Origin of the sequence: Pseudarthrobacter sp. NPDC092424, from assembly GCF_044754925.1 — a bacterium.
Classification (GTDB): Bacteria; Actinomycetota; Actinomycetes; order Actinomycetales; family Micrococcaceae; genus Arthrobacter.
This window is the reverse complement of record NZ_JBIVQC010000001.1, coordinates 619,535-634,979: the sequence shown is the minus strand read 5'-3', so window position 1 is coordinate 634,979 and position 15,445 is coordinate 619,535. Positions and strand designations below refer to the sequence as shown.

The 15,445-nt window shown below is 68.0% G+C and carries 14 protein-coding genes and 2 tRNA genes; 1 reads left to right on the top strand and 15 read right to left on the bottom strand.

What is annotated here, in order from left to right:
* Positions 1-25 precede the first annotated feature (25 nt).
* The 6 genes from ACIQCN_RS03015 to ACIQCN_RS02990 form a co-directional block, all read right to left on the bottom strand.
* The gene (locus tag ACIQCN_RS03015; RefSeq protein WP_400609317.1) at positions 26-358 is read right to left on the bottom strand and encodes a hypothetical protein; all 333 of its coding nucleotides are present in this window, start codon (positions 356-358) and stop codon (positions 26-28) included.
* Complete coding sequence (locus tag ACIQCN_RS03010) at positions 355-1,236, bottom strand: carbohydrate ABC transporter permease (RefSeq protein WP_400603473.1); 882 nt, start codon at positions 1,234-1,236, stop codon at positions 355-357. The genes ACIQCN_RS03015 and ACIQCN_RS03010 overlap by 4 nt, the downstream gene beginning before the upstream one ends.
* Before the next feature lie 3 nt (positions 1,237-1,239).
* Positions 1,240-2,604: an extracellular solute-binding protein gene (locus ACIQCN_RS03005; RefSeq protein ID WP_400603472.1), complete on the bottom strand. Its 1,365-nt coding sequence runs from the start codon at positions 2,602-2,604 to the stop codon at positions 1,240-1,242.
* A gap of 3 nt (positions 2,605-2,607) precedes the next feature.
* Entirely contained in the window at positions 2,608-3,810 is a 1,203-nt protein-coding gene (locus tag ACIQCN_RS03000) for an ROK family transcriptional regulator (RefSeq protein ID WP_400604274.1), read from the bottom strand.
* A 289-nt stretch (positions 3,811-4,099) separates the two neighbouring features.
* Complete coding sequence (locus ACIQCN_RS02995) at positions 4,100-5,329, bottom strand: class I SAM-dependent methyltransferase (protein WP_400603471.1); 1,230 nt, start codon at positions 5,327-5,329, stop codon at positions 4,100-4,102.
* Between the two features lie 67 nt (positions 5,330-5,396).
* The gene (locus ACIQCN_RS02990; protein WP_400609315.1) at positions 5,397-6,479 is read right to left on the bottom strand and encodes an FAD-dependent oxidoreductase; all 1,083 of its coding nucleotides are present in this window, start codon (positions 6,477-6,479) and stop codon (positions 5,397-5,399) included.
* Between the two features lie 110 nt (positions 6,480-6,589).
* Here ACIQCN_RS02990 and ACIQCN_RS02985 point away from each other — a divergent pair, with 110 nt between their 5' ends.
* Positions 6,590-7,909 (top strand): class I SAM-dependent methyltransferase, encoded by a 1,320-nt coding sequence (locus tag ACIQCN_RS02985; protein WP_400609313.1) that lies wholly within the window; start codon positions 6,590-6,592, stop codon positions 7,907-7,909.
* Positions 7,910-8,000: 91 nt separating this feature from the next.
* Here ACIQCN_RS02985 and ACIQCN_RS02980 read toward each other — a convergent pair.
* The 9 genes from ACIQCN_RS02980 to obgE all read right to left on the bottom strand — a co-directional run bounded on the left by ACIQCN_RS02980 (position 8,001) and on the right by obgE (position 15,364).
* Positions 8,001-8,073 (bottom strand) — tRNA-Ala (locus tag ACIQCN_RS02980).
* Positions 8,074-8,279: 206 nt separating this feature from the next.
* Positions 8,280-8,352: transfer RNA gene (locus ACIQCN_RS02975), tRNA-Ala, on the bottom strand.
* A 115-nt stretch (positions 8,353-8,467) separates the two neighbouring features.
* Positions 8,468-8,869 carry a ribosome silencing factor gene (rsfS, locus tag ACIQCN_RS02970; protein WP_400609311.1) on the bottom strand — a complete coding sequence of 134 codons (402 nt, stop codon included), beginning with the start codon at positions 8,867-8,869 and terminating at the stop codon, positions 8,468-8,470.
* 45 nt (positions 8,870-8,914) lie between these two features.
* Entirely contained in the window at positions 8,915-10,222 is a 1,308-nt protein-coding gene (locus tag ACIQCN_RS02965) for a hypothetical protein (protein WP_400609309.1), read from the bottom strand.
* A gap of 7 nt (positions 10,223-10,229) precedes the next feature.
* On the bottom strand, positions 10,230-10,859 hold the full coding sequence (gene nadD, locus ACIQCN_RS02960) for a nicotinate-nucleotide adenylyltransferase (protein ID WP_400604273.1): 630 nt from the start codon (positions 10,857-10,859) through the stop codon (positions 10,230-10,232).
* Between the two features lie 40 nt (positions 10,860-10,899).
* Positions 10,900-11,133 carry a hypothetical protein gene (locus ACIQCN_RS02955; protein ID WP_377216029.1) on the bottom strand — a complete coding sequence of 78 codons (234 nt, stop codon included), beginning with the start codon at positions 11,131-11,133 and terminating at the stop codon, positions 10,900-10,902.
* A gap of 76 nt (positions 11,134-11,209) precedes the next feature.
* Positions 11,210-12,589: a glutamate-5-semialdehyde dehydrogenase gene (locus tag ACIQCN_RS02950; protein ID WP_400609307.1), complete on the bottom strand. Its 1,380-nt coding sequence runs from the start codon at positions 12,587-12,589 to the stop codon at positions 11,210-11,212.
* A complete protein-coding gene (gene proB / locus ACIQCN_RS02945) occupies positions 12,586-13,785 on the bottom strand; it encodes a glutamate 5-kinase (protein ID WP_400609305.1) in 1,200 nt (399 codons plus the stop codon). Before proB ends, ACIQCN_RS02950 begins: the two co-directional genes overlap by 4 nt.
* Complete coding sequence (gene obgE / locus ACIQCN_RS02940; RefSeq protein WP_400603464.1) at positions 13,775-15,364, bottom strand: GTPase ObgE; 1,590 nt, start codon at positions 15,362-15,364, stop codon at positions 13,775-13,777. Before obgE ends, proB begins: the two co-directional genes overlap by 11 nt.
* Positions 15,365-15,445: the final 81 nt, after the last annotated feature.

Here is a 15,445-nt window from a genome sequence, read left to right as displayed (position 1 = left end):
CGCTCGGCTTCCGCAACCTCGCGAACTACACAGCCAGGAGCCTGCTCGAGGCCGGAGGTTTCAGACCCTCGCTACACCCTTGATTCCGAAGAGCCGGATAGGCCGCCAGCACGGCCGCGCCCAGGGTCACCGCACCGGTGCCGGCAGAGAGGACCACGCTGTTCCACAGGGGCTGCAGCACCAGCTCCGGCGTCATGACGGCGGCGAAGTTGGCCAGGCCGGGCTGCTCCGGCAGGCGGGTTTCGTGGCCCGCCCGGGTGTCCAGGGAAGCCAGTACCAGCCACAGCAGCGGCAGCAGGAAGCAGGCGCCCACTCCCAGGAGCGCCGCGTCCGCAGGCGTGCTCCCCCTCCGCTTCACGCCCGGGCTCCGCGCAGCAACCGGATGTAGGCCGCCCCGAACACGGCCCCGATCAACAGCAGCACCACAGCCACGGCCGTTCCGTAACCGATGTCCCCAAAGCGGAACGCTTCCACGTAAGCCAGGACGGGCAACGTAGTGCTGGCGTCGGCCGGACCGCCGGCCGTCATGACCCAGATGAGGGTGAACACCGCCAATGTCTGGAGCGTGACCAGCATCAGGTTCGTCGCGATGCTGCCCCGGATGATGGGCAGGGTGATGAACGCCAGCCGCTGCCACCCTGTGGCACCGTCCACCTGGGCCGCCTCCGCCACCTCGGCCGGAACATCGTCCAGCGCCGCACGGTACACCAGCATGGAAAACGCCGTCCCCCGCCACACGTTGGCCATCATCACCGCCGCCACGGGAAAGGAATAGAGCCAGTCCGCGCCCGGCAGGCCCAGCCCCGCGAGGAGCTGGTTCAGGGTCCCGTCGCGGTTGAAATAGGCATAGGCGGCAAAGGCGGCCACAATCTCGGGCAGCACCCACGCCGCCACCACCGCCGTGCCCACGGCTGCCGAGACGCCCGGCCGCGCCCGGCGCATCAGTACCGCCAATGCCAGGCCCAGCAGGTTTTGGCCCAGAACGGCCGACCCCAGCACGAATACCAGCGTCACCGCCAGGGACAGGGGGAATACCGGATCCCCAAGCAGCCGGGCGTAGTTCTCCAGTCCGATCCACTGCGGGTTGCGGGCGCTGCGGCCGGTAAGACCGGCATTGGTCAAGGATGCGTGGAACGCCCAGGCCACGGGCCCGGCAAGGAAAACCAGCAGTAGCAGGACGGCGGGCAGGACCGGAAGGTACCGGAGGGCCTGCCGCGGGCGGGCAGCGGCGGACACGGGCTACTTCCGGACGGTGTTTTCGGCGCCCACGATCTGCTCCACGGCGGCGTCATAGCCGGCCGCGGCCTCCGCGGGTGTCCGGGCACCGGTAATCACCGCTTCCGTGGCTTCCTGCACCGCAGCCGAAATCCGGGGATAGTCTGAGGTGGCCGGACGGTACCGGGTAACCGGCACCACGGCGGAAACGTCCCGCACGAAGGGATTGGCGGACTGGTAGTCGGGATGCGCGGCAACGTCCTTGCGCACGGCAATCTGCGAGCTGGCCAGGGTGAACGCCAGCGAATTCTCCATGCCCAGTGCCGTCGTGAGGAAGCTGAAGGCCAGGTCAGGGTCCTTGGTGCCCGAACCCACAGCCAGCGTCCAGCCTCCGGACATGCTCACCGCGCCCGGGGCAGCGCCGTCGCGGGTGGGGAAAGGGGCCACACCCATGTCCTGCGCATAGCCCGGCCATTCGTAGCTGCCTCCCTCCTGCCAGAACGACGGCGCGTAGGAACCTTCCACGGTGCCGCCCAGGCGGGCCTTGGGGAACCATTCGCCAAACACCTTCTTCCAGACGTTTCCATCCAGCGCTTCCGCGGGAGACACTGCGAGTTCCTCGTCGTAGAGCGTCTTCAGGAAGTCCAGGGAATCAGTGAAGCCTGCCGAGCCCACCACCCACTTGCCGGTTTCGTCGTCATAGAGCCCGGTTCCCGTGCCGTACAGGAGCTCGTAGAAGCCCTGCATGACGGTGCCTTCGCCGGTGCCCTTGCCCGCATACATGTTGAAGGGAATGACGTCAGGGTCCTTCGCCTTGATGGTGCGTGCGGCCGTGAGGATGTCCTGCCAGCTCTTCGGCTGCCACGGGACATTGATCCCGGCGGCGGCGAAAACTTTCTTGTTGTACCAGATGACCCGGGTGTCGGTGCCCAGGGGCACTGCGTACGTGCCGCCGTCGTCCGCCTTTCCCGCCGCCTTCGCTGCTTCCTCGAAGGCTCCCCAGCCGTCCCATTGGCCAAGGTGGGAGTCCAGCTTGAGCAGGTAGCCGGCGTCAACATCGGAACGGACCTTGAAGGTGTCCTCGTAAAACACGTCCGGCGCCGTGGCCGGTGAGCGCAAAGCCAGCGCCAGCTTGGTTCCGTAATCCTCGTCGTTGCCCTCGATCGGCTGCAGCTCCACGGTGACGCCCGGATGCGCCGCCTCAAAGTCCTTCTTGGCGGCCTGGAACATGGCGTCCAGGGCAATGAATGAATCCGTCTTCTGGTAGGCCACCTTAAGGGTGGTGGCGGAGTCAGCGTCGGACCCCGGCGCGCAGGAGGTGAGGCCCATCAGAGCTGCGGCCGCAACGGCCCCTGCCTTCAGCGCGGAGCGGCGGGTGGTCCGGGCCATGGTTCAGGACTCCAACAGCAGGCGCTGCGCACGGGGTGCGAGTGCATCTTCCAGGACCAGCGACGCGGCGCCGATGGCCCCCACATCCTCGCCCACCCCAGTGCCCACCACCTCGATGGGGTGGATGAGCCGCGCTGCACTGTTGGCGTCCAGCATCTCCGGCACCAGCTCCAGGTAACGGCCGGAAAGCCGGCTCCAGAACGGGCCCCCGAACACCACGCGCTCCACGTCCAGCGCGTTGGCCACCACGGAAGCTGCGCGCGCCACCAGCAGGGCGGACTTGTCGATGATTGCCAGTGCCCTTTGATCTCCGCCGTCGGCGAGGTCGCACAACTGCCCGAAACTCTGCTGGATTTCAGCTCCGCTGTTGCCGGCGCGCAGGCCGTTCAGGATGCCTGCCGCCTCGGCTTCGGCAACGAGGACCTGCGGGATGGCAGAGGACTTCACGCAGCCGCGCTGGCCGCAGTCGCACAGCGGGCCGTCCGGATCAACCACGATGTGCCCTATTTCGCCGGCGTTGCCGGAGGTGCCGCGGACTACTTCATCGTTAAGGACGATTCCGCAGCCAATGCCGGTGCCCATATACATGAAAACGAAGCTTCCCGCACCGCTGGGACCGCCGGCCCAGGTTTCCGCCACCGCCGCGCTGGTGCCGTCCTTGTCCATCAGGACGGAGTAGCCGGTGGCCTCGGACAGTGCGTTACGAAGCTCCACCCGGTCCCAGCCCTGCAGCAGGGGCGGGTCCACCACGGTACCGTGTTCGGGGTCGATGGGGCCGGGCGCGGCGATGCCAAGTCCGGCAATCCGTCCCCGGTCAACGCCTGAGTCGGTGACCAGATCCGCGATCCCGGCGGCAATGGTGGAAATGACGGCAGCGGGATCATTGCCGCCGGGGGTTTCAATCCGTGCGTGCTGCACTACCGCACCCACCAGATCCAGCACCACCAGGGTGGTAACGGCGGGGTCCAGGTGCACGCCCAGCGCGTACATGCCGCCGGGGTTGAGCCGGAGAATGGTGCGGGGCTTGCCGGGTCCGCTGCCTTCTTTGCCCGCTTCGACGATGAGGTTCTGGTCCAGAAGCCTCCGCGAAATATTGGAGATGGTCTGCGGCGAAAGACCCACGATCTGGGCCAGCTCCACGCGGCTCAGGCCGCCGCCTGCGCGCCGGATCGCATCCAGGATCACCGTGAGGTTGAAGTCGCCCATCCGGGGCAGGTTGGTTCCTCGCCTTGGCGCGGATTGGCGGGTCTCAGTCACTGCGTCCCCTAAACGTCTTCGGCCACCCGGATATGGTGCTGCTTGAAATCGTACGGTACACGCCCGGGCCGGCCCATACGCCGCTGCGGCGTGGCGGGGGCAGGTCAGACGGCGTGGGGCAGGTCAGACGGCGTGAGGCAGGTCAGGCGGCGTGAGGCAGGTCAGGCGGCGTGGGGCAGGTCAGGCGGCGTGGGGCAGGTCAGCCGGGTGCCCGGCTGGCCACCGGTTGCGGCTGCGGTCAGGCCCGGCGCAGGCTGCGGGTCACCGTGAACTTGGGGTTCTGGCCCTTCACCACCGTTGGCCCCACCTCGCGTTCCAATGCCGGCAGGTACGGCAGGTGCCGGTTGAATACTGTCCACAGCTCGCCTCCCGGTTCCAGGACCCGGCCCGCGGCGGTAATAAGCTTCAGTCCTGCGCCTGCGTGCACACCCGCGCCCACATGGAATGGCGGATTCAGGAGGACCAGCCCTGCCGCCGCATCCGGGAGCGTACTGAGGGCGTCGTCCTGCAGGACACTGATGCGCTCCCCCAGTCCGTTCGCCTCCGCCGTGGCGCGCGCGGAAGCCACCGCGGCAGCGGATTGGTCCGAAGCCGTCACGGCTGCCTTGGGAAACTGGCGGGCGTACATTGCTGCCAGGATGCCCGTGCCGCAGCCCAGGTCCACGGCATGGCGGGCGGGTTTCATCTCCGGCAGGAACGCCAGGAGGAACCGGGTCCCGATGTCCAGCCTGGCCCCTGCGAATACCGCACCATGCGCGGCGACGTCCAGGTCCAGTTCGGCGAGGTGTTCGACGGCGGGAAAGCGGGCGGCCTCCGTGTCCGGTCGAGGGCCTGTGGCCAGCAGCACCCGCGACTTCTGCCGGGCGTGCTGGGGCTGGACGGTTTGGAAATGCCTGGCCAGGACGGCGTTCATGCCCAGGGACATGTGCTTGACCCGGCCGCCGGCCAGGAGCACGGCGCCCGGTGCGGCGTACCGGGCAACGGCTGCGGCGGCCTCGTCCAGTTCGGCGAGGGTCTTGGGCAGCTGCATCAGGACCGTTTCCGCTCCGGCGAGCAGGGCGGGGCCCAGCGGCATCTGCCGGAAGCCCGGCGCGGAAGGGCCGCCGCCGTCGTGCGTTCCTGCCTGGTGCGCTGCTTCCTGGTGTGCCGTTTCCTCCTGCGCCGGCGAATATCCCGCTGCCGGGTAGGCCGCGGCAAGGGCGGCCGCGTTCAGCTGCAGCGCGCGCTCCCCCGTGATCAGGTCCTGGTGCACCCGCAGCGTTCCCGGCTGGAGGACTGTGCGGGCGCCCAGGGTCAGGGCGCCGTAGCGGTCGCCGATGACGGCAACCGTGCTGCCGGGCCGGACGTGGACGGATGCTGTCTCCAGCAGGAGGCGGTCCGTGGCGTCCCAGGCCTGGAGGTTGGACGCTTCCACATCCGGCCGGCGGCGCAGGACCCCGAAGATGTCCTCAAGGGTGGGTGCTGTCACGTCGCTGGTGCCGCCTTCCGGGTTGTGGGGGTGTTCCTGCTGGTTGCCGCTGCGCGGAAAGGGCCTGTCAGCCCCATGCCGGCGCCGCCTGGCCTGGTGCGATGCCGGGGAGTTTGAGGATGGAGTTTACCGCTGCACGCCCTGCCCGGTTTGCGCCGATAGTGGACGACGACGGACCGTAACCCGCCAGGTGTACGCGCGGCTCCGCTGCCACCCGGGTTCCGTCCATGGCAATGCCGCCGCCGGGGCCGCGGAGCCCCAGCGGTGCCAGGTGCTCGAGTTCGGCCCTGAAGCCGGTGGCCCAGAGAATGGCGCCGGCAGCCAGGAAACCACCGTCCGCCAAGCGGACACCGTCCGGTTCGATTGCGGTAAACATCGGGCGCCGATCCAGCACCCCGCGTGCTGCTGCGGCCCGCAGTGCCGGCGTCCAGATGAGCCCGGTCACCGAGACAACGCTTTGCGGCGGCAGCCCCTGGCGGACCCGCTCTTCCACAAGCGCGACGGCGTCGTGGCCGGCCTGGGCGTCGAACTCCGCGTCCCGCCACACCGGCTCCCGGCGGGTGAACCAGGTGGTGGTGGTGACCTGGGAGATTTCATCCAGCAGGCCTACGGCCGAGATGCCGCCTCCCACCACAACCACATGCCGCCCCGCGAATTCATCCCGGGAGACATAGTCGGCCACGTGCAACTGCCGGCCACGGAAGGTTTCCCGCCCGGGATAGAGGGGCCAGAAAGGCCGGGTCCAGGTACCGGTGGCATTGATGATGGCCCGGGCGCTCCAGTCGCCTTTGTCTGTCCTGACGAGGAGCCGCCCGGCCGGGTCCGCATCTTCCCGGTGCACTGAGCGGACTTTGACCGGCCGGTGCACGTCGAGGCCAAGTTCTTCCTCATAGCCGCTGAAGTACCGGGTGAGGAATTCGGAGCTCGGTTCCCGGGGGTCAGGCGTGGGTTTGGCAATGCCGGGGAGGTCGCTGATTCCGTTCACGGTGGCCATCCGCAGGCTCCTCCAGCGGTGCCGCCAGGCGCCGCCTGGGCCCTCTTCGGCGTCGAGGACTACGAAGTCCAGGCCGCGGCGCCGGAGGTGGTAGGCGGCGGAAAGGCCGGCCTGGCCCGCCCCGATCACCACGACGTCGGCGCGGGTGGGATTCACTCCCCCATGATAGCCGGACGGTAGTTGGCGGCATGAGTTGCCCGGCGCGTCATAGCCGGGCGGGGCGCCATGGCCATAGTCTGGGCACACACGGGGACGGGAGGACCACCATGACGCGAAGCGACGGCGCGGCCGGACTGCTCAGCAAAGCCCTTGGCATTGTCCTGGGGACGAAAACAATACCCCTGCGGCTTAGGGCGTGGGACGGGTCGGAGGCGGGCCCCGAGGGGGCTCCCGTTATCGAATTCCGTTCGCGCCGCGCCCTGCGGCGCATGCTCTGGTCTCCTGGCCAGCTGGGCCTGAGCCGGGCCTATGTGGCAGGGGAAATCGACGCGCCAGGCGATATCTTTGCTGCGTTTGCCGCACTGAGCTCGGCCGGCAAGTTTGCCGAGCCGGGCCCGTTCCGCGCTCCGACCCCGGGCGAACTCTGGACATTACTGCGGACCGCCGTCCGGCTGGGCGCGCTGGGCCCCAACCCGGCTCCGCCCCCGGAGGAAGCAAAGATAGCGCGGCGGGGACGCCTGCACTCGCGGCGCCGCGACTCTGCAGCGATCTCCCATCACTACGACGTGGGCAACGGGTTCTACTCCCTGGTGCTGGGTCCTTCGATGGTCTACTCGTGCGCGGTCTGGCCCGGAGACGACCACCCGGACAGCCAGCCCGACACGTCATCGGGAGGACCCGGGCTGGAGGCTGCCCAAGAGGCCAAGCTCGACCTCGTGTGCCGGAAGCTGGGCCTGGAACCGGGCATGCGGGTACTGGACGTTGGCTGCGGCTGGGGCAGCTTCGCCCTGCACGCCGCCGGGAAGTACGGGGCCACGGTGGTGGGAGTGACTCTCTCGTCGGAACAGGCGGACCTGGCGCGGCGCCGGGTGGCTGATGCGGGGCTTTCGGGCAAGGTGGAGATCCGGGTCCAGGACTACCGCGACGTCACTGACGGGCCTTTCGATGCCATCAGCTCCATCGGAATGTCCGAGCACGTGGGCCGGGAGCAGACCCCTGGCTATGCGGCTGCCCTGTATGCACTGCTGAAGCCCGGCGGGAGGCTGCTGAACCACGCGATCTCGTGGAACGCCGGCCCCACCGACCCGGATCCGGATTCGTTTATCCCCCGCTACGTGTTTCCCGACGGCGAAATGATCAGCCTGGGCGAGATGGTGACGGCGCTGGAAGCGGCCCGCTTCGAAGTGCTGGATGTGGAGGCCCTGCGCCGGCACTATGCCCTGACCCTGCGGGCGTGGGTACGGCGGCTGGAAGAGAACTGGGACGAGGCCGTCAGGCTGGCCGGCGGCGGGCGCGCCAGGGTGTGGCGGCTGTACATGGCCTCCAGCGCCGTGGGGTTCGAGAACGGGCTCACGGGTGTCAACCAGGTTCTGGTCCAGCGCGCAGGCGGCAAGGAACCGCCCCTGCGCCGTACCAGCTGGCTGTGAGGCGGATTCGCGGCCCTGAAGCAGGCGCCGGAAAACAATACGGGCAATGAAAAACACCCCGGTCCGAAGACCGGGGTGTTTTTCATATCCGTGGAGCTGAGGGGACTCGAACCCCTGACCCCCTGCATGCCATGCAGGTGCGCTACCAGCTGCGCCACAGCCCCGGATTGTTGCAGTCCCGGCGGTTTCCGCCGGAGCAACCTGATCAGCTTAATGCACTTTCGCGCCGGGCGCCAATCGGCGTGCCGCCGGAAACGAACCGGGCCGTGAACCGCTGCTTCCAGATTGATGAACCGCCAAACGGCCAAAAGTTAACACACCGGGCCACAAAAAAATCCGCCGGAACCAAAGGTTCCGGCGGATCGTCTTGTGGAGCTGAGGGGACTCGAACCCCTGACCCCCTGCATGCCATGCAGGTGCGCTACCAGCTGCGCCACAGCCCCGAACTATTGCCGCTCCGTGAGCGTTTTTCCGTGGTCTCCCCGGAGCAACTCAAATATCTTAGAACAGCAATTCCGAAAATTCCAAATCGGGCATATTCGGCGGGTTCCCCTGGTCCTACTCGCCTTCGGCGGCCACGGCGGCCTTGGCAGAAGCGTCGTCTCCGAGCTCCAGGTCCACCACGGGGCAGTCCTTCCAGAGCCGCTCCAGGGCGTAGAACACGCGGTCCTCTTCATGCTGAACGTGGATCACGATATCCGAGTAGTCCAGCAGGACCCAGCGGCCGCCGGAACGGCCCTCGCGGCGGACCGGACGCAGGTCCAGCTTGGCCAGTTCTTCCTCGATTCCGTCCACGATCGCATTAACCTGGCGTTCGCTGGGTGCCGAAGCAATGAGGAAAACGTCCGCCAGCGCCAGGCGCTCGCTGACGTCCAGGCCCACCACGTCCTGGGCGAGCTTGTCAGCAGCAGCCTTGGCGGCAGCGCGGGCTGTGGTGATGGATGATTCTGATGCAGTCACGGGACTCCTTGTTGGGTTAAAAATACTGTTGGCGCGGCCGGACTGCTAGCCGGAGAATCCGCTGATGATGAGGATAATCCCGGCAATGAGCGCCACGATGCCCAGTGCCAGGACGAAGATCTGAAGCATCCGGTTGCGGTTGGCCCGGGCCAGCCCTGCCGTGGCTGCGTCCAGCGGCTCCAGGCCGTAGGCCGATGCGGCCGGAACACGGGGAAGGTTCTCCAAAAGGTCGTCCGCCAAGGGCTCGGCCGCCGGCTCCGGCGCGGGCCGTTGCGCTGCTGCCGGCTCCACCTGCACCGCCTGGCGCGATGCCGGGCGCTGCCGCATGGACTGTTCTGCCCCCGCAGCGCGCGCTGCGGCCTCGGCGCGCGCAATCATGTGGGACCGCTTCGGGCCGGAGGCGCCGGGAACCGGAACCGCGGGACGCGTTGGAGCGCCGGCTCCCGAGCCGCTGTCCGGGGCAGCCGGCGCGTTGGTCCCGCGCACCGGAACTTTGGTGCCCTGGTGCGTGGTGACAGGCACATAGGACGTGGCCGGAGGCTTCATCACGGGACGGTCCACGCCGGGAACCTGGACGAACTCCAGCGGTGTGACCATTGCCAGGTTGGTGGCCGTGGAGGGCGCCTGCCGTTCTTTCGATGCGGCGTCCCTGGGCAGGGGAACTGACGCCTGTTCAGCCAGTTTTTGCCGTGCCATGGCCCGGCGGTTCATCACGGCCGCGCGCTCCGCAAGGGCGATCTGCTCTGCGAGGATTTCCGGGTCGACGGCTTCCGGATCCAGCGATGCAATGTGCTCCATCCTGGCGATCTGGTTGCGCGCCTGCTCGGCGATCAGGGAGCGTGCCGCGAGTGCCTGTTCCACCGTCATGGCCTGGGGCCCCGGGCCATTCCCGCCGCCCTGCCGGTCATCCTCGGAGGCAGCAGGTCCGCTGGAGTCCGCAGCTGCGGGCGGGGCGTCCGCCCCTGCCGGCGGGACCACCGTGTTCAGCCCGGTCAGGGCCTGTTCCTTGAGCTGCTGGAGCCGGAGCTGGCGCCGCGTCACGGGACCGCCCGCCGAGAGCTGGCTTTCCTTCTCCTCCATCTCTTTGATGGCACGGAGCGTCGCGCGGTCCCGGGCGCGGACCTGCGAGGAGCGTTCCGCCGGAACCGGGCGCGCCGCTGCGGGCACAGCGGACGGGACAGGGGCAGGGGCAGCGCCCGGGGCCGGGGCGGGAGCAGCAGCGGACGAAGGCTTGCCGGAAACGGCCGGTGCCTGTCCGTCGTCGTGCGTATTTGCGGCGGCGGCCGCTCGCTGTGCGTCGCGGGCTTTTCGGAGTTCCCGGCGGCTGGGGATGGGGGGCTGTTCGTGACTCATGGAGGACTCATTCAGTACTTGCTGGTTCACGTGCACCGGCCCCGGCGTCTGTCCCGGCAGGCGGTACGTCCGCGTAGAGGCCGTATTTGGCGATGTATTGCACTACTCCGTCCGGCACCAGGTACCAGACCGGATTGTTCGCGGCCACGCGGCTGCGGCAGTCCGTCGAGGAGATGGCCATGGCCGGCACTTCGAGCAGGCTGACGTCGTCCCGTCCCATGCCGTCCAGGACATGTCCTGGCCGGGTGACGCCCACAAAGTGGGCCAATGACCAAAGCTCGTCAATGTCCTTCCAGGAAAGGATCTGGGCCAGCGCATCCGCGCCGGTGATGAAGAAGAGGTCCGCCTCCGGCCGCTGGGCCCGCAGGTCGCGGAGCGTGTCGATGGTGTAGGTGGGGCCGGGCCGTTCCACGTCCACGCGGCTGACGGTGAACCGGGGGTTCGAAGCTGTGGCAATCACGGTCATGAGGTAGCGGTGTTCCGCTTCACTGACCTGTTTGTGGGACTTCTGCCACGGCTGTCCCGTGGGGACAAAAATCACCTCGTCCAGTTCGAACTCGGCGGCAACTTCGCTGGCAGCCACGAGGTGGCCGTGATGGATGGGGTCGAACGTCCCGCCCATCACGCCTACCCGCAGCCGGCCGGTGGCACCTTGACGGTGCAGAGCGCGCGAAATGTTAGTGGCCCTGCCCGTGATCGTGCTTGTTCGGGTGCTGGCGGTGCGGGTCGGCGTGTTCTTCGGTCACCTCGTGCCGGTTGCCCAGGTTGGTGTAGGAGAGGGTGATGAACATCATCACCAGCAGGATGGCGAAAATGACCACACCGAAGACCCACGGCTCTGCCCAGAGCGGAGCAAGTTCGTGTTCTTCGGCCTCAGCGGCTGCGGTCATGGCAATCTGCTGGAACAGCATGTTCTCCCCTAGGGTTCAGGAATTGCGGCAGCGGAAGTGACCGCTGCGAATGGTTCTGGTCTATGTTACCGCGTTGCTACCCGCGGACCTGGCCCTCGCCCTGGACGATCCACTTAGTGGTGGTGAGCTCCGTCAGGCCCATGGGACCGCGCGCGTGCAGCTTCTGCGTGGAAATGCCCACCTCGGCTCCCAGGCCCAGCTCGCCGCCGTCCGTGAAGCGGGTGGAGGCGTTGACGATTACCGCCGCCGAATCGATCTCGGCGATGAACCGCTCGGCGTTGGCCAGGTTGTTGGTGAGAATGGCCTCGGTGTGGCCCGTGGACCACGTGCGGATGTGCTGGACGGCCTGGTCCAGGTTGTCCACCATGGCCACGGCCAGATCCAGGTCCATGTACTCGGTCCCCCAGTCCTCGTCCGTGGCGGCTTCGGCCTCTATGCCTGCCGGCAGGGCAGCGCGGACACGTTCGTCCACGTGCAGCCGGACGCCGGCTTTGTGCAGGGCCGTGGCGACGGCGGGAAGGACCGTGGAACGCGAGTGCACCAGCAGCGTCTCCACGGTGTTGCAGACGCTGGGGCGCTGGGTCTTGGCGTTCAGGAGGATCTCCACGGCCATCTCTTCGCCGGCCGATTCATCGATGAAGATGTGCACGTTGCCCTCGCCTGTTTCGATGACGGGCACGGCGGAGTTGGTGACGACGGACTGGATCAGGTCGCGGCCGCCGCGGGGAATCAGGACGTCTACCCGTCCGCGGGCCCGCATCAGCGCCGTGGCACCGGCGCGGCCGTACTGGTCCACCGTCTGGACGGCGTCGGCGGGCAGCCCCACGGATTCCAGGGCCCCGCGCAGGATCCGCACCAGGACCTCGTTGGTGGACTCCGCGGCGCTTCCGCCGCGGAGGATGACGGCGTTGCCGCTCTTGAGCGCGAGGCCGGCGATGTCCACGGTGACATTGGGGCGTGCCTCGTAGATGGCTGCCACCACGCCCATGGGAACGTTGACCTGGCGCAGGCGCAGGCCGTTGGGCAGTGTCTGGCCACGGACCACGTTTCCTACAGGGTCCGGCAGGTTGGCCAGGTTCTCCAGGGCGTCGGCGAGCCCCTGGATGCGGGCCGGCGTCAGCGTGAGACGGTCCAGCATGGCCGCGGAGGTTCCATTGGACTTGCCCCTGGCCACGTCCCTAGCGTTGGCTGCGAGGATGTCCTGCTGGTTTTCTTGCAGTGCAGCAGAGACGGCGCGCAGCGCCCGGTCCTTCCAGGCCCGGTTCGCCGTGGCCATCCGGCGGGCCGCGTGGCGCGAGCGGTCCGCAATGGCGTGGACGCCCGCCTCGACTTCATCGGCGGATACGGGAGCAGTGCCCGACGCCGGAGACTCCGCGGATTCCAGCGGCTGCGCCAGGGCAGCAGCGTTGGTCTCTCCGGAATTTTCAACAGCGTTGTGGATCAGGGCCTCAGTCATGTTCCAAGTTTAGGCGAGCGGGCGGCCCGGACCAGCACCAGGTCGTCAACATGAACAACTTCACGCTCATAGCCGCTGCCCAGTTCCTCGCCGAGGTCCCTGGTGGTCCGGCCCAGCATGCGTGGCAGCTCGGCCGAAGAGTAGTTGACCAGGCCGCGCGCCACGACGGTGCCGTCCGCGCCCGCTATCTCGACGGCGTCGCCTGCTTCAAACTCGCCGTGCACCGCGGAAATCCCGGCCGGGAGCAGGGAAGTCCGGTGATGCCGGACGGCCCGGACCGCTCCTTCGTCAACGACCAGGCGGCCCTGCACGGACGCGACGTGCGCCAGCCAGAGGAGACGGACGGGCTTGCGGGCACCGTTTACCGTAAACCAGGTCCCCACGTCCTCGCCGCTAAGCGCGGCCGCGGCGTTGGGCGTAGAGGTGACAAGGGCGTGGATGCCGGAGCCGGCGGCCATGGTGGCTGCCTCGACCTTGGTCATCATGCCGCCGGTGCCGACGCCGGCCTTGCCCGCCTTGCCGATGGAGACGCCCTCCAGGTCCTGCGGGCCTTCCACCAGTGGAATCCGCTTGGCACCTTGGGAAGGCGGACCGTCATAGAGGGAGTCGACGTCGGAGAGCAGCACCAGCGCGTCGGCCCGGACCAGGTGCGCCACCAGGGCGGCGAGGCGGTCGTTGTCTCCGAAACGGATCTCATGCGTGGCCACGGTGTCGTTCTCGTTGACCACCGGCACCACACCGAGGTTCAGGAGCCGGTTGAGCGCCCGGAAGGCATTGGCGTGCTGGCTTCGGCGCATGAGGTCCTCCGCGGTGAGGAGGACCTGGCTGACGGTCACGCCGTGGGCACCGAAGGCCTGGGTGTACCGGGCCATGAGCAGGCCCTGGCCCACGCTGGCAGCAGCCTGCTGGGTAGCCAGGTCACGGGGGCGTTTGGCCAGTCCCAGCGGAGCGAGTCCCGCGGCGATGGCACCGGAGGACACCAGGATGATCTCGGCACCGGTGTTGCGCTTGGCCGCGAGGGCGTCTGCGAGGCTGGTCAGTGACTCCTCGGAGATGCCTCCCTTGATACTCGTCAGGGACGACGAACCGACCTTGACCACGATCCTGCGGGCATTGGCCAGTACGCTCCGGTCTGACGCGGGTACCGCTATCGGGGCAGGCGCGGATGCGCGCGCGTCGGCGGGCCTAGAACTCATCGCCTGCGTCCAGTCCACTCTCCTTGAGGGGCTTGGCCACGCGGCGGCTGCTCACGGACTCGGTCCAGATGCCGGCCTTGCGCTCAGCCTCAAGCTCGGCCCGGGCCGCAGCCTTGGCATCCTTGCGTTCCTGCTGCTCTTCGCGCTTCTGGCTGCGGGTGGGACGGTCGCCGATGTCCGCGAACCGGACGTCGGTGCCGCGCGGGGACGCCAGGAGTTCGGCGCCTGCCATCATGGTGGGCTCCCAATCGAAGACAACGCCGTCGTCCTCGCCGATAACCACGGTGTCGCCGGGCTTGGCCCCCTGCTTGAACAGCTCGGTTTCCACGCCCAGCTTGGCCAGGCGGTCAGCCAGGTAGCCGATGGCTTCCTCGTTGGTGAAGTCCGTCTGCTTGACCCAGCGCACGGGCTTTTCGCCGAGGACGCGGAACAGCGGCTCCAGGCCCTTCTCTTCGCGGCGGATCCGGAAGCCGGTCTCATTGACGGCGCGGGGACGCAGGACAACAGGCTGCACCTTGGGCGGGGCTGCGGCCACGGCATCGCGGGCGGCCTTGACGATTTCAGCCATGGCAAAGCCCAACTGGCGCAGGCCTTCATGGCTGGTGGCGGAAACCTCAAAGACGCGGTAGCCGCGGGACTCAAGCTCGGGGCGGACGAACTCGGCCATGTCCTTGCCGTCCGGAAGGTCCACTTTGTTCAGGGCCACCAGGCGCGGGCGGTGGTTCAACGGGACGACTTCGCCGTTCTGCCCGGCGTAGCTCATGTCCACGGCGTACTTCTCGAGTTCAGCCTCGATGATTGCGAGGTCGGAGAGCGGATCGCGGTCCGATTCGAGGGTGCCGCAGTCCAGGACATGGACCAGCGCGGCGCAGCGCTCCACGTGGCGCAGGAAGTGGTGGCCGAGGCCCTTGCCCTCGCTGGCGCCCTCGATCAGCCCGGGCACGTCGGCAATGGTGAAGCGGACGTCGCCTGCCTGCACCACGCCGAGGTTGGGAATGAGGGTGGTGAAGGGATAATCGGCAATCTTGGGCCGTGCGGCAGACATGGCCGCGATGAGGCTGGACTTGCCCGCGGAAGGGAAGCCGACCAACGCGATGTCCGCAATGGACTTCAGCTCCAGGACGATGTCGCGCGATTCGCCTTCGATGCCGAGCAGCGCAAATCCGGGAGCCCGGCGCTTCTGCGAGGACAGGGCGGCGTTGCCCAGGCCGCCGATCCCCCCGGCGGCCGCGACGAACTCGGCGCCTTCGCCGACGAGGTCCGCAAGGACGGTGCCGTCCTTGGACTTGACGACCGTGCCGTCCGGAACGGGCAGGACCAGGGTCTCGCCATTCTTGCCGCCGCGCCAGTCGCCCATTCCGGGGCCGCCGTTGGTGGCGTGCCGGTGCGGTGCGTGGTGGTAGTCAAGCAGGGTGGTGGTCTGGTGGTCCACGCGGAGGATGACGTCCCCGCCGTTGCCGCCGTTGCCGCCGTCGGGCCCGCCGAGGGGCTTGAACTTCTCACGGTGGACGGAGACGCACCCATGGCCGCCGGTACCGCCGGATACGTGCAGTACTACCCGGTCTACAAAGCTGGCCACGTGGATCTCCTCAAATGCTGTTTCCCGGCGCCGCTGGACGCCAAGACGATTGTAATGCGGTTAAAAGAACAGTGGAGCGGA

Coding starts and splice junctions, on each gene's coding strand:
- ACIQCN_RS03005 (WP_400603472.1), bottom strand. CDS start 2,604: ATGGCCCGGACCACCCGCCGCTCCGCGCTGAAGGCAGGGGCCGTTGCG.
- ACIQCN_RS03000 (WP_400604274.1), bottom strand. CDS start 3,810: ATGGGCGACTTCAACCTCACGGTGATCCTGGATGCGATCCGGCGCGCA.
- ACIQCN_RS02985 (WP_400609313.1), top strand. CDS start 6,590: ATGACGCGAAGCGACGGCGCGGCCGGACTGCTCAGCAAAGCCCTTGGC.
- ACIQCN_RS02965 (WP_400609309.1), bottom strand. CDS start 10,222: ATGAGTCACGAACAGCCCCCCATCCCCAGCCGCCGGGAACTCCGAAAA.
- ACIQCN_RS02955 (WP_377216029.1), bottom strand. CDS start 11,133: ATGCTGTTCCAGCAGATTGCCATGACCGCAGCCGCTGAGGCCGAAGAA.
- ACIQCN_RS02950 (WP_400609307.1), bottom strand. CDS start 12,589: ATGACTGAGGCCCTGATCCACAACGCTGTTGAAAATTCCGGAGAGACC.
- proB (WP_400609305.1), bottom strand. CDS start 13,785: ATGAGTTCTAGGCCCGCCGACGCGCGCGCATCCGCGCCTGCCCCGATA.